We start from the raw sequence: 12,463 nt of genomic DNA on the forward strand, positions 1-12,463 counted from the left end.
GGTGGAAGGAGGGGACTGCACATGTCGTCCACGAGGCTAACGGTTGCGGAGGCACCCGGTAGGGCGTTTGCGCCGAAGCGTTCCGCGTGCGCGCCGAACCGAATCGCGGCGGCCACCCGGCGAAGGTGTCCCGTCTATGCTGTCGACAGGTCGAACCACCTACGCCATGACTCCTGATCCCGTCGTTCCGAACGATCCTCCATCGCCCCCTGTGCTGGGCGCGCTGCCGCCGGCAAGATCGGCGAACGCGCTGTTCTGGTGGCTGCACGCGGGCGGCTGGGGTGGCGTGTTCCTGGTCAACTATTTCTCCGCACTCGCCAACGGGAAACCGGCCGAGTACTGGACGGTATTGCTCGCCGTGGCTGTCACTGGCTTCCTCGGCACGCTCGGGCTGCGTTACCTGTTGCGTGCGTGCGGCGACCGGCCGCCGGCGCGAGTGGCATTGCTGATGATCGTGCCGGCGGTGCTGATCGCCGCCGCGATGGGGCTCACCTACAAGCTGGTAACCGACCTGGAATGGTGCCGCCAATGCCTGCCCTTCACCGGTTTCGGCTATTTCACTTACGTGATCAGCCAGCTCTACGTGGTGGTCGGTTGGGCCAGCCTTTACCTGGTCATGACCACCTGGCGCAAACTCCGCATGCAGACGGAAACCGCGTTGGCCGCGACCGCGATGGCGCACCAGGCGCAGCTGAAGATGCTGCGCTATCAGTTGAACCCGCACTTCCTGTTCAACACCCTCAATGCGATCTCGACGTTGGTGCTCGATCGCGACAACGCCACCGCCAACCGGATGGTGCAGGGGTTGAGCGCCTTCCTCCGTCATTCGCTCGACGCCGATCCGATGCAGCGGGTGACGTTGAAGCAGGAACTGGATGCGATCGGCCTGTACCTGGACATCGAAAAGACCCGTTTCGCCGAACGCCTGCGGGTGGACGTCGAGGTCGAACCGACTTGCTGGCAGGCGCTGCTGCCAAGCCTGTTGCTGCAACCGCTGGTGGAGAACGCCATCAAGTATTCGGTGGTCAAGCGGGTGGAGGGCGGCATGATCGGCTTGCGCGCGGTTCGCGAAGGCGACTATCTGAAACTCTCCGTGATCGACGACGGCCCGGGATGGCCGGAACTGGAGCAAGGGGGCATGCCGACCGACAGCACGCCACGCGGTACCCGGGTCGGCCTTGCCAATACCCGTGACCGGCTGAGCGTGCTGTATGGGGTACGGCAGAACTTCGAGTTGCGTAACCGCAGCGAGGGCGGTTTTGCGGTGACGATGACATTGCCATTCGAGATCGAGGGGATGCCATGACCTCGTCCAAGGCCACACAGGAAAGGAAGATCCGGACGCTGCTCGTCGACGACGAGCCCCTGGCCCGGCGGGGACTGGAATTGCGCCTGGCCGGTGAACGCGACATCCATATCGTCGGCCAGGTCGGCGATGGCGCGGCGGCGGTGCGCGCGGTATCGGAACAGGCGCCGGACCTGCTGTTCCTGGACGTGCAGATGCCTGGCCTCGACGGCTTCGCGACCCTGCGCGCGATTCCGGCGCAGCAGATGCCACTGGTGGTGTTCGTTACCGCCTATGACCACTACGCGCTCGATGCCTTCGAAGCGAGCGCGGTGGATTACCTTCTCAAGCCGGTGGACGACGGGCGGCTGCATCAGGCGCTGTTTCGCGTGCGCGAAGCGCTTGATCGTCGTGAGGCCAGCGATCACCGCGCAAAGCTGCTCGGCCTGCTCGGTGCGCTGAGTGGCCGCCCGGCACTGACCCTTGACGAGGCACTTGAGGCCGAGGGTGCGCAGGAACTGCGTGATCCTGAAGCGCCGCTGGCCGTTCGCGACGGTGCGCGAACATTGCGTCTGTCGCGCGCCAGCATTCGTTGGATCGATGCAGCGGGTGACTACCTTTGCATCCACACCGATCGTGATACCCACGTGCTACGCGCCACCCTTGGGCAGCTAGAGAAGCGCCTGCACGCGAGTCGTTTTCCGCGCATCCACCGTTCGACGCTGGTCAATGCCGCGCGCGTCGTATCGCTACGACCGCATCTAAACGGCGAGTACTTCCTGACCCTGGACTGTGGGCAGGAACTCAAGCTGTCACGCAGTTATCGCGATCGGCTCGTATTGTTCAAATGACGAAGCGCCGAAAAGCGTTGCGCCGAAGCGTGCGAAATCCGCGGTGAAAGCGATTGTCCGAGGGGCTATCGCCGGACATCCTGCGTCGACTTCCCACGGAGACGCGCCATGAACCAGCAACGGATTCGCAGCCTCCTCGCTGTCGTCCTCGTTACCCTCACCGCACGCGTGCAGGCCTTGCCGGTCGATGTGCCCGCAACCCGCCAAGCGGCGCAGCAGGACTCTGCCGCACAGGAAGGCATGAGGCAGGCCATCCAGCACTACTTCAGCGGACAAGCCACCGGTGAGGCATCTCACATGCGTCTGGCTTTCCTGCCAAGCGCACGGATCGAGAGCGTGCGCGACGGCAAGTTCACCTCGTTGTCCCTGGATGAGTTCTGCGCGTTCTTCAAGGGCAAGGTGGCTGACAATGAAGCGTCGCGCGTGCGGACCGTCGATTTCATGGATGCTTCGGGCAATGCGGGCACTGCCCGAGTCACCCTGAATTATGGTGCTGTCGTGATTACCGACTACTTCTTGCTGCTGAAGGTAGGCGATGAATGGAAGATCGCGAACAAGATTTCGTACTTCGACCGAAAAGAATCGGTTCGGCCGAGCAATGCCACCATCAGGTAGCCGCCGCACTCCGGTGGGCTTTGTCGCAGAACGCGGAGGGCCATGCCCCGGATAACCTTTTCGCCCTCGGTGGGCACGTCCGTACCGAGATAGGCCGTCTTTGCGAAAATTCTCAAAGCTGTCTGCCCAGCGTGCCTGTCCGGCAGCGCAGGTTTAACCTGCGACCGCAGATATGGCGCCCATAGGCGCGGCAGGTATTGACGGAGCCGGCTGACCTCATTTCTGCTCCGTAAGCCTGCCAGTCCCGGCCGGCATCGACGTTCATCTCAGACAAGGACTTGTGTGATGCGCATGTTCGATAAATGGCTTGCTTCTACCCTTCTTGCCGCTACCCTCACCAGCGCTCCGGCTCTCGCCGCCCCCCAACCTCCCATCGACCCGCCATCGGAAGCGCTTGTCATCAGTGGCGCTGATGCGGATCTCCGTCTGGCGCTTGGGGATGCCTACCCGGCCTTTGCCCGGAACTTCACTGTCACGGCCCATCCTGTGGCCCTGAAAGACGGTGGGTTGTTCCTTGACGGCTGGCGAACCGGCGCTCCGCTCGCCCACGCTGCAGCGTTCGTCCACTATGCCGACGGCCGGACGTTCGCCGCTTACTTTGACGAAGAACGGGGCGAAATCATTTACGTCGGTGATGGTTCCGTTCATCCCGCACTGCGCATCTGGGCACGGCGATTCGGTCCTGCCTTGCACGTGACGCCACCCGTCACCCCGTCGACCTCGCCCGCCCGCACGTCGTCCAGCACGGCGCCGTCGGCCACTGCCAACACACCGACAGCAGAAGATCAAGTGGAGCTACGGAAGGTTGCAGCCTCCGTATGGGGCGAGGGCCTTGCCTCCGGATGGGACATGAATGCCGAAGTCGGCGACATCCTGGGCACCGTCACCCACGAAATCATGGAGTGCTCGGCTGCTTTCAGCCTGGTCCCAAAGCCAGTCGGTTGGGTTCCGGGATGGTCGTACGTGGCCAAAAGTGCTCTGTCCATCGTCGCGTACGTCACCGGCGTTTCCAAAGACCGCCGCTACCAGACCTGCGTGAGTGCCGCTGCCTTCAATTGGCGTAGCGCCATCGAAATCGCCTCTGCCGGCATTTGACCATCGTGGCGGAATTTGTCGTGTACTTGCTCAGCGCCATTGCCGACTACTGGGGCCAAGCCGGACAGCGCCGGGCCTGGTGGATGCTGGGCGCCACCTTGATCGTCGTCGCGGTGGTGTGGGCAGTGTTCGTCAAACGTGCTGCATGACGTTGGTGGGCCCACCAGGACTCGAACCTGGAACCAAAGGATTATGAGTCCTCTGCTCTAACCATTGAGCTATAGGCCCTTGCAGCGCAAGGAGTGTAGCGGAAGGCGCAAGGCAGGTGGAGAGGTGGCCGTGCCGTCGGCGCGATCGAACCCATGTTCAATAATTTCGTATGTTCATTTTCATAGAACATATAAAGCAATTGAACAAAAGTCTGAAGGCCGACGATTAGATTGCGGCCCAAAAGAAAATGCCCGCTTGCGCGGGCATTTTCGTCTTACCTCGTCACGTCACCCGATCAGTCGATATCGAGGAACGAGCGCAGCGTTTCCGACCGGCTCGGGTGGCGCAGCTTGCGCAGGGCCTTGGCTTCGATCTGGCGGATGCGCTCGCGGGTGACGTCGAACTGCTTGCCGACTTCTTCCAGCGTGTGATCCGTGTTCATGTCGATGCCGAAGCGCATGCGCAGCACCTTCGCTTCACGCGGGGTGAGGCCGGCGAGCACGTCGCGCACGGTTTCCATGAGCCCCGTCTCGGTCGCCGACTCGACGGGCGAGCTGGCGTTGGTGTCTTCGATGAAGTCGCCAAGATGCGAATCTTCGTCGTCGCCGATCGGGGTTTCCATGGAGATCGGTTCCTTCGCGATCTTCAGGACCTTGCGGATCTTGTCTTCCGGCATCTCCATTTCCTTCGCCAGCTCTTCCGGCGTCGGCTCGCGGCCGAACTGCTGGAGCATCTGGCGGGAGATGCGGTTCAACTTGTTGATCGTTTCGATCATGTGCACCGGGATACGGATGGTGCGCGCCTGATCGGCGATCGAGCGGGTGATGGCCTGGCGGATCCACCACGTCGCATAGGTCGAGAACTTGTAGCCGCGGCGGTATTCGAACTTGTCCACCGCCTTCATCAGGCCGATGTTGCCTTCCTGGATGAGATCGAGGAACTGCAGGCCGCGGTTGGTGTACTTCTTCGCGATCGAGATCACCAGGCGCAGGTTGGCCTCGACCATTTCCTTCTTGGCGCGGCGGGCCTTGGCCTCACCGACGGACATCGCGCGGTTGATTTCCTTGATGTCGGTCAGCGGCAGGTACAGGGTGCGCTCGATCTGGGCGAGCTTCTCCTGCTCCGCGTCGATGGCTTCGCGGTAGTTCTTGATGTTCGGCGACCACTTCTGGCGCTTGCGCGACAGTTCGGCGGCCCACTCGAGATTGCCTTCGTTCGACGGGAAGCTCTTCAGGAACTCGGCGCGCGGCATCTTCACCTGCTTGACGAAGATGTCCATGAGCACGCGTTCGTGGTGACGGATGTCGTTCACCACTTCGCGCAGCTTGCGCACGAAGCTGTCGATCAGCGCCGACGGGAGCTTCAGGTTGAGGAAGGCCTCCGACATCTGCTCGCGGATCTTCGCGACCTTCTTGTCGTTGATCTCGGCCTTCGGTGCGGCCTTCTGGAACTTGGCGTGCAGCGAACGCAGTTCTTCCATGCGGCGCTTGACCTCTTCCGGGTCGGGACCGGTCGGGCCGGCTTCCTCTTCCTCGGCGGGGGCACCCTCGACTTCCTCGTCATCGGTCTCGGCATCGCCGTCGACCACCACGGCGGCGTCGGCTTCGGCCTGGGCGGCGTCGGCGGCTTCTTCGAGGTCGGCGAAGCCAGCGAGGATCTCGCTCAGGCGGCGCTTGCCTTCCACGTGCTGGTCGTATTCCTCGAGCAGCAGCTGGATGGTGAGCGGGAAGCTGGCCAGCGCGGTCTGGACCTGGCCGAGGCCTTCCTCGATGCGCTTGGCGATGGCGATCTCGCCTTCGCGGGTCAGCAGCTCGACCGTGCCCATTTCGCGCATGTACATGCGGACGGGGTCGGTGGTGCGGCCCACCTCGGCGTCCACGGCGGACAGCAGCGCCACGGCTTCTTCAGCCGCGGACTCGTCGTCGGTGCTGGCACCGGGGGCGGCGCCGTCGGAGATCGTGTCGGTGTCCGGCGCGGAATCGTGGACTTCGATGCCGACGCCCTTGAGCACCGCCATGATGTCTTCGATCTGCTCCGGATCGACGATGTCGTCGGGCAGGTGGTCGTTGATTTCCGCGTAGGTCAGGTAGCCCTGCTCCAATCCCTTGGAGATGAGCTGTTTGATTTCAGACTGTTGCTCGTGAGCTTTATTAGTCATGCCGACCGCCGCGGGTTACAGGAACCGATCAGTATAGTCATCTGATGATTTTTTGACCAGTTTTCAAGTGGATCGGCCTCACCAGCACCACGCAAAAATCGCGCCAGAGGGCCTGTTCGGGCCGGGGCGTTCACGTGGCGGTGAGGAAGGATGGGGGCTCGGCCCCTCGGACAGGACACCTCAGCGCACCTCCAGACGGAAGGTGACCGGGCCATCGTTGATCAGGTGAACCTTCATATGGGCACCGAAGCGGCCGGTTTCCACCCCTGGGTGGGCAATGCCCGCCAGGGCGACCAGACGATCGAACCAGCGGCGCCCTTCTTCAGGGGGTGCCGCCGTGGTGAAGCTGGGGCGCATGCCCTTGCGAGTGTCGGCGGCGAGGGTGAACTGGCTGACCAGAAGCAGGCCGCCCCCGGTCTCGGCGAGGCACAGGTTCATCTTGCCCTGCGCGTCGGAGAACACCCGGTAGCCGCGCAGGCGCTCCAGCATCCGCACGCACTGGGCTTCGCCGTCGCCGGGTTCCACGGCCACGAGTGCGAGCAGGCCGGCACCGATGGCGCCCACCGTTTCCCCGTCGACCTCGACGCGTGCGGACTCGACCCGCTGGATCACTGCAATCATGGACAAGCTTAGCGGCGGATGGGCGCCAAGCTTAATGGCGAACGAGGCCGGTTTGCAGGCGGGTTACACTTCGCGGAATGCGCCCGGACATCTATCTCCTCTATCTCCTGCTCAGGCTGGTGAGCCTGTTCCCTCTGCGTACCGTCCATGCCATGGGCGCCTGGATCGGCCGCCGCTCGTTGCGTTCGCATTCGCGCAGCGCCCGCTACAGCGCGGTGAACCTGCGCCTGACCCGCCCGGAGTTGTCCGGGGCCGAACGGGCCGACCTGTTGCTCCGGACCATGGAGGAATCGGGCAAGTCGGTGACCGAGGTGGCGGCGATCTGGGGTGGCGGCGCCGAGAAATCGCTGGGCATGGTCCGCGACGTGGTCGGTGGCGAACTGTTCGCCGAGGCCCTCGCCTCGGGCAAGGGCGTCATCGTGGCCGCCCCCCACCTCGGCTGCTGGGAGCTGCTGAACTACTGGCTGTGCAGCAAGACGCCGATGGCCATCCTCTACCGTCCGCCACGCATCCATGCGATCGAGGCGCTGCTGCGCAAGGTGCGCGGCAAGCTCGCACCCGAGCAGGTGAGGGCGGAAGGTGCCGGCGTGCGTACCCTGTTCAAGCGCCTGGGGGCTGGTGGCACCGTCGGCATCCTGCCGGACCAGAAACCGCGCGAAGGGGAAGGCGAATTCGCCCCGTTCTTCGGCGTCGACGCGCTCACCATGGTGTTGTTGCCGCGGCTCGCGGCTCGCACGGGGGCGACGGTGCTATTCAGCTTCGCCGAGCGCCTGCCCGATGGCGAGGGCTTCCGCATCCACGTGCTGCCGGCGCCGGAAGGCATCGACAGCGCCGATCTCAAGATCGCCTGCACGGCGCTGAACCGGGGCGTGGAGCGTTGCGTGGAACGAGCCTTCCCGCAGTACCAGTGGCACTACAAGCGCTATACGGCGCATGACCGCCCCGACCCCTACAAGCTCAACGCGGCCGCGAAATCCGGTTGAGGAAGACGGTCATTTCCTTCGCCGCCTGGATATCGCCGCGCCGGGTGGCGGTGTCGATGCCGGAGCGCCACGCGGCGGCGGCGCCTTCCTCGTCATCGACCGCCAGCAAGGCCTTGCCCAGCAGCTTCCACGCCGCGGAATAATCCGGGTCGAAGGCCAGCGCCTCGCGGAACGACTGCGCGGCTTCCATGTACTGCCCGTCGCCGAGCAACGCGTTGCCGATCGAAAAGCGCAACAGGGCCCCGTCGCGGACGCCGCCGATTTGCGCGCGCAGCCGTTCGACGAGGGGGTCGGTCACCGGAGTGCCGTCCGCGTGCGCCAGTAATCCTGCGGATAGAGCAGGGTCGGTTGACGCGGCTCGGCCGGAAGCCGGCCGTTCTGCAAGGCGTTCAGCGTCGGCGCGTCCCAGATCATCAGCCATCCCGTGCGCGAAGGCTGGATCAGGCGCGCGTAACGGAAGGCATTCGCGGGCGGATGCTTGGCGTAGGAGATCACCAGGCCATCCGGATGGTGGCGGGCGAAGTCGTCCAGCGTGTCGCCGTCGTGCACCACGTCGTCATCGTCGTCCTCGTCCACCTGCGTCGGCATCCCGGGCGCGACCTTCAACCGCGCGATCGGATGCATCAGCCGGCCGGCGAAATGGTACTGGCCGTTGTACGAGACGCCGAGGTTGCCGATGGGCCGCCCGGCGGCATCCGCCTGGCCGAGGAAAAGCGAGGCGGGGGTGAGGTCGTAGCGATACCACAGGCCCAGGGTGAAGAGCGCGTTGAGCGCCACCGTGCCGATGAGGCCGGCGAAGGCCAGCCGGCGCATCTCGCCGCGTCCGCGAAGCAGCAGCAGTGCGCCCAGCACGATGAAGATCACGCCGAAGAAGCGCGCATACGGCGCCATGCCCACCAGCCAGATGTTGTCCGGGAAGCGCGAGGGCACCACCGACGGCATGGCGAACAACGCGATGGCCAACAGGAAGGCGCCCAGCGAAAGCGGCCACGTGCCCAAGGCGTAATGCGACGCCAGTGCCTTGTGCCGTTCGCGCAGGTCGGCGACCGACGCGGCGACCAGCATGGTGACGCCCGCCAGTTCGGGCAGCACGTAGTAGAGCTGCTTGCCGGTGATCAGAGAGAAGGTGAGCAGGGTGGGCAGCAGCCAGGCCACGAGGAAGCGCAGCCCCGGTTCGAGCGGTTGCCGCGCCAGCGCCAGGAACAGCGGCAGCAACACCAGCACCACGAGGATCTTTTCGGCCCAGCCGGGGAAGTGGCCGCCCGCGGCCGATGCGAGCAGGAGCAGCAACGAGACACCCGCGCAGACCAGCGCGGCGGTGGTGCCCGCACGCCAGGGCCGGCGGAACAGCGTGGTGGGCACGGCGACGAGGCCACGCAACCAGCCGCTGAGCGGGAACAGGAGCACCGGCAGGAACAGGAAGTAGTACCAGGCCGGCCGGGCGTGGTTCTGCAGGTCCTGCACCTTCGCGTCCACGACGCGGCCCGCGGTCTGGGTGAAGAACAGGCGCTGGCGATAGGCCTCGCCCCCCGACTCGCCGGCGGGAATCGCCCAGGCCAGCAGGATCGCGAAGCCGAGCAGGAGGCCGAGGACGCCGAAGCCGTACCAGCGGGCCTTGTTCTGTCGGGCCCACTCGTTCCAGAGCGGTCCGAGCAGGAACGGGAACAGCACGTGCACCACCATCACCGGTCCCTTGGTGAGCAGACCGGCGCCGATCATCAGGCCGAACAACCACCATCGCGGTTGGGCCCGCGTGGCGGTGGGCGTGAGACAGAGCAATGCGGCCAGCACCCAGACCACGAGGAGCACCTCGTACATGATCTGCAGGCCGAACAGGAACGCGTACGCCAACGCCATCAACAGCCACGGCGTGGCCTTGGCCACCCACGGCCGGGTGGGGAACAGGCGTCCCGCCAGTACCGAGGCGAGCACCAGCTGTACGCCACCGAAGACCACCTCGAGGATGCGCGGCCATACGTCGGTCACGCCGAATACGGCCCAACCGGCGTGGATCATCCAGAACAGCAGGGGCGCTTTTTCGCTGTACGGGTCGCCGTTGATGTGCGGCACCAGCCAATGGCCGTGCGCCCACATCTCCCAGGCGACGGCGAGCGTGCGCGTGGAGAACATCGGCATCGGGCCGTGCGCGAAGATGGCGAGCAAGGCCATCGCGGCCCATAGCGGCAGCCACGGCCAGAGGGCACGGAGATGTTCCGATCGGGTATAGGCGCTGTTGGACAAGGGCGTCGTCACCGTTAAAGGATCATGAATTCTAAACGCACCATGGCGGGAATGGCTGACTTTAGTCCTACCGCTCCCCCCGTCTGTGCGGCGTGGACACCGCCCGGCGCCGGCTATCCGAGCAGGTGGTCGAGCGCGCCGCGCAACCTTCCAGCGAACCCGGCCTGGTTGTTTTCGTACCAGTGCCGCGCGTTTTCCCCGAGGCGATGCAGTTCCTGGTCGGGCATGCCGGCGGCACGCTCGACGCATGCCGCCAGGGCGGCCTCGTCGAATTGCCACAGCGCGGACGCGTTGAGCGTGCCGTTTTCGTGCGCCGTGACGAGCAGGCCGCGGTCGTCCCCGACGAGCTCGTTCATCGGCGGCGCGTCCGTGGCGAGGACGACGGCGCCACAACTCATCGCCTCGACGATGTAGTGGCCCCAGCCCTCGGCTTCCGACAGGCACAGGTGGAAGGCGTGCGCGTTCTGCAGTCGCCGGATGTCCTCGATGTCGTCGACATAGGTGACGCGGTGATCGAGGTTCGCGGCCGTGCCAGCCTGGTCGCCGCGCGCGGTGGAGGGCGACTGCAGCACGTGCAACGTGGGCCACTCCGGATGGCGGCGCCATATCTCCAGCAAGCGTTCCGTCCCTTTCATCCGGCTGGCGCCGGCGAGGTGGAGGAAGTCGCGGTTCCGTTCGATGCCATCGCGACGGCAATCGATGCTCTGGAACCCGATGACGTGCACCGGCAGGCCCTGCGCGGCGAAGGTGTCGCGCGCGATGGTGGTCTTGCACAGGATCGCGTCGAAGCGATGCAACTGGCGCCGGTCGCGGCGCGAAAGCCATTCCGGGTTCGGCACGAGCGCGTTGCACCGTGCGAGCGGCAGGTACGCCGCATGCACGTGTTCGAGCGTGATGCCCAGGTCATGGCGGCGCGGTCCCCGCCCGGCCAGCCAGCGCGCGTGCATGCGCAGCCGTTGCCACCAGGCGCGCCAGGGCAGCCCTCGGCTGCGGCGTGGCACCGAGGTGATCGACACCTCGTGCCCCAGCGCGAGCAGCGCATCCTCCAGCAGGCGGATGTCGTGGCTGAGGCCACGGCCGTTGTTCCAGGCGATCAGGTGGATGGAAGCCACGTGTCAGCGCACCGCGGCCGGTCGTTCGGCCCTGTTCAGCAGGCGGCCGATGTAGACGGCAAGGCCGAGCGTGAGGAAGAAATACAGCGAGTGCGGCATCGGGCGGTAGAACACGTTGTCCGTCAGCGCGCAGAGCGCGTACATGCACACGGTGCTGAGGCCCGCGCTCGCCGGCATGGCGATGGCGTTGTCCGGATGCAGCGCGTATCGCAGGAAGAATGCGAGGGCGGCACCGAACAGCAGGACGAGCACGGCCAACCCCGGCAGGCCGCCGGTCACCGCCCATTCCAGGTATTCACTGTGCGGGTGGTCGTAGCGTTCCACCGTGGCGTTGACCTTGCCCTCGGCGATGCGCGCCCGCGCATAGTCACCGAACTGGTTCAGGCCCACGCCGGCCAGCGGATGGTCGTCCAGCGCCATGGTCGCGGTGCGCCACATCTCCAGGCGTTCGCGAACGGCGCCACTGGCATCCTGCTCGCTGTACGTGGACATTTCCTCGGTGACGGCGGCGAAGCGGGTCAGTACCTCGCCGTGCATCGTCGTCGCCGCGCCCGCGGCGGCGGCGATGCCTACCACGAGGAACACCAGGCCTTCGCGCCAGCGGCCGGTCCGGCGGGACTGGATCAGCACCACGATGACGAACACCGGAAGGAAGGCGAGGAGCGGCCCGCGGCTCTGGGTCAGCAGGGCACCGTAGATGCCCAGGGCGGCACAGACGATATGCAGCACGCGCTCGCCACGGCCGAGTTCGCTGCGCAGGGCCTGCACCACGGCGATCAGCGCCAGCACGAGCATGAACATGCCGAATTCGATGGCACCCCATAGCCCGTTGTTGATCCCGTAGACGCGGTCGATGCCCTCGACGTAATGCTGCTCCAGGCAGACGATTCCGAGCACGCCGGCGGAAGCGGCGAAGCCGATACGCAGCACGACAGGCCGCAGCGGGCTGGCGAAGCCGACGGCGATGACCAGGAAGGCGAGGATGTGCGAGGTGACGTCGAACTCGCGCCAGTCGATGCCGTGGATGGCGACGTTCACCAGCCAGAACGCGAAGGCCAGTGCCGCCGGGCCGAGTACCCAGCGCGCACGACGGACGGCGGCGCGTGCCTCGGTATCCCGGATGAGCATCCAGATGCCGAGAAGGAACAGGATGGCGGCGGGGATGGCCTTCGCCTTGATCGGAAGCGCGAACGACAGCGGCATCATCGCGATCAGCAACGAGACGATCCATACGCGCCACGGGTTGGTTTTTTCGAGCACTCGGCACCTGGCTTGGATCGGGACGGCGTGGCGGCTACGCCGCATGGCGGCCCAGATGGTACTTTACCGGATGGCCGATGCCGCTCCGGGGC

General features: G+C 65.4%; 12 protein-coding genes and 1 tRNA gene. 6 read left to right on the forward strand and 7 right to left on the reverse strand.

Going from position 1 to position 12,463, the window contains the following annotated elements:
* Positions 1–166 precede the first annotated feature (166 nt).
* The 5 genes from AB6730_RS10795 to AB6730_RS10815 all read left to right on the forward strand — a co-directional run bounded on the left by AB6730_RS10795 (position 167) and on the right by AB6730_RS10815 (position 3,995).
* Positions 167–1,306, forward strand: a complete 1,140-nt coding sequence (locus AB6730_RS10795) for a sensor histidine kinase (protein ID WP_371023611.1) — start codon at positions 167–169, stop codon at positions 1,304–1,306.
* Complete coding sequence (locus tag AB6730_RS10800; RefSeq protein WP_371023612.1) at positions 1,303–2,136, forward strand: LytR/AlgR family response regulator transcription factor; 834 nt, start codon at positions 1,303–1,305, stop codon at positions 2,134–2,136. Before AB6730_RS10795 ends, AB6730_RS10800 begins: the two co-directional genes overlap by 4 nt.
* 108 nt (positions 2,137–2,244) lie before the next feature.
* Positions 2,245–2,751 carry a nuclear transport factor 2 family protein gene (locus AB6730_RS10805; RefSeq protein ID WP_371023613.1) on the forward strand — a complete coding sequence of 169 codons (507 nt, stop codon included), beginning with the start codon at positions 2,245–2,247 and terminating at the stop codon, positions 2,749–2,751.
* Positions 2,752–3,036: 285 nt separating this feature from the next.
* The gene (locus AB6730_RS10810) at positions 3,037–3,846 is read left to right on the forward strand and encodes a hypothetical protein (RefSeq protein ID WP_371023614.1); all 810 of its coding nucleotides are present in this window, start codon (positions 3,037–3,039) and stop codon (positions 3,844–3,846) included.
* 20 nt (positions 3,847–3,866) lie between these two features.
* Positions 3,867–3,995, forward strand: a complete 129-nt coding sequence (locus AB6730_RS10815) for a hypothetical protein (RefSeq protein ID WP_371023615.1) — start codon at positions 3,867–3,869, stop codon at positions 3,993–3,995.
* A gap of 3 nt (positions 3,996–3,998) precedes the next feature.
* Here AB6730_RS10815 and AB6730_RS10820 read toward each other — a convergent pair.
* From AB6730_RS10820 to dtd, 3 genes are all read right to left on the reverse strand, one after another.
* A tRNA-Ile gene (locus AB6730_RS10820) sits at positions 3,999–4,074 on the reverse strand.
* 217 nt (positions 4,075–4,291) lie between these two features.
* Positions 4,292–6,154, reverse strand: coding sequence for an RNA polymerase sigma factor RpoD (gene rpoD / locus AB6730_RS10825; protein WP_371023616.1), 1,863 nt, complete (start codon positions 6,152–6,154; stop codon positions 4,292–4,294).
* A gap of 180 nt (positions 6,155–6,334) precedes the next feature.
* Positions 6,335–6,775, reverse strand: a complete 441-nt coding sequence (dtd, locus tag AB6730_RS10830; protein WP_371023617.1) for a D-aminoacyl-tRNA deacylase — start codon at positions 6,773–6,775, stop codon at positions 6,335–6,337.
* A gap of 77 nt (positions 6,776–6,852) precedes the next feature.
* Between dtd and AB6730_RS10835 the strand changes: the two genes are divergently transcribed.
* On the forward strand, positions 6,853–7,758 hold the full coding sequence (locus AB6730_RS10835) for a lipid A biosynthesis acyltransferase (protein WP_371023618.1): 906 nt from the start codon (positions 6,853–6,855) through the stop codon (positions 7,756–7,758).
* On the opposite strand, the gene AB6730_RS10840 is transcribed toward AB6730_RS10835, so the two are convergent.
* The 4 genes from AB6730_RS10840 to AB6730_RS10855 all read right to left on the reverse strand — a co-directional run bounded on the left by AB6730_RS10840 (position 7,733) and on the right by AB6730_RS10855 (position 12,371).
* A complete protein-coding gene (locus tag AB6730_RS10840) occupies positions 7,733–8,056 on the reverse strand; it encodes a tetratricopeptide repeat protein (RefSeq protein WP_371023619.1) in 324 nt (107 codons plus the stop codon). The genes AB6730_RS10835 and AB6730_RS10840 overlap by 26 nt on opposite strands.
* The gene (locus AB6730_RS10845) at positions 8,053–9,999 is read right to left on the reverse strand and encodes an ArnT family glycosyltransferase (protein ID WP_371023698.1); all 1,947 of its coding nucleotides are present in this window, start codon (positions 9,997–9,999) and stop codon (positions 8,053–8,055) included. The genes AB6730_RS10840 and AB6730_RS10845 overlap by 4 nt, the downstream gene beginning before the upstream one ends.
* 113 nt (positions 10,000–10,112) lie before the next feature.
* Positions 10,113–11,111: a glycosyltransferase family 4 protein gene (locus tag AB6730_RS10850; protein WP_371023620.1), complete on the reverse strand. Its 999-nt coding sequence runs from the start codon at positions 11,109–11,111 to the stop codon at positions 10,113–10,115.
* Between the two features lie 3 nt (positions 11,112–11,114).
* Positions 11,115–12,371: an O-antigen ligase family protein gene (locus tag AB6730_RS10855; protein WP_371023621.1), complete on the reverse strand. Its 1,257-nt coding sequence runs from the start codon at positions 12,369–12,371 to the stop codon at positions 11,115–11,117.
* Between the last annotated feature and the right edge of the window lie 92 nt (positions 12,372–12,463).

The organism is Luteibacter sp. RCC_6_2 (assembly GCF_041360655.1).
Classification (GTDB): domain Bacteria; phylum Pseudomonadota; class Gammaproteobacteria; order Xanthomonadales; family Rhodanobacteraceae; genus Luteibacter.

Excerpts from the sequence above, each read along its gene's own strand:
- AB6730_RS10795 (WP_371023611.1), top strand. The coding sequence starts at position 167 with ATGACTCCTGATCCCGTCGTTCCGAACGATCCTCCATCGCCCCCTGTG.
- AB6730_RS10800 (WP_371023612.1), top strand. The coding sequence starts at position 1,303 with ATGACCTCGTCCAAGGCCACACAGGAAAGGAAGATCCGGACGCTGCTC.
- AB6730_RS10805 (WP_371023613.1), top strand. The coding sequence starts at position 2,245 with ATGAACCAGCAACGGATTCGCAGCCTCCTCGCTGTCGTCCTCGTTACC.
- AB6730_RS10810 (WP_371023614.1), top strand. The coding sequence starts at position 3,037 with ATGCGCATGTTCGATAAATGGCTTGCTTCTACCCTTCTTGCCGCTACC.
- rpoD (WP_371023616.1), bottom strand. The coding sequence starts at position 6,154 with ATGACTAATAAAGCTCACGAGCAACAGTCTGAAATCAAACAGCTCATC.
- dtd (WP_371023617.1), bottom strand. The coding sequence starts at position 6,775 with ATGATTGCAGTGATCCAGCGGGTCGAGTCCGCACGCGTCGAGGTCGAC.
- AB6730_RS10835 (WP_371023618.1), top strand. The coding sequence starts at position 6,853 with ATGCGCCCGGACATCTATCTCCTCTATCTCCTGCTCAGGCTGGTGAGC.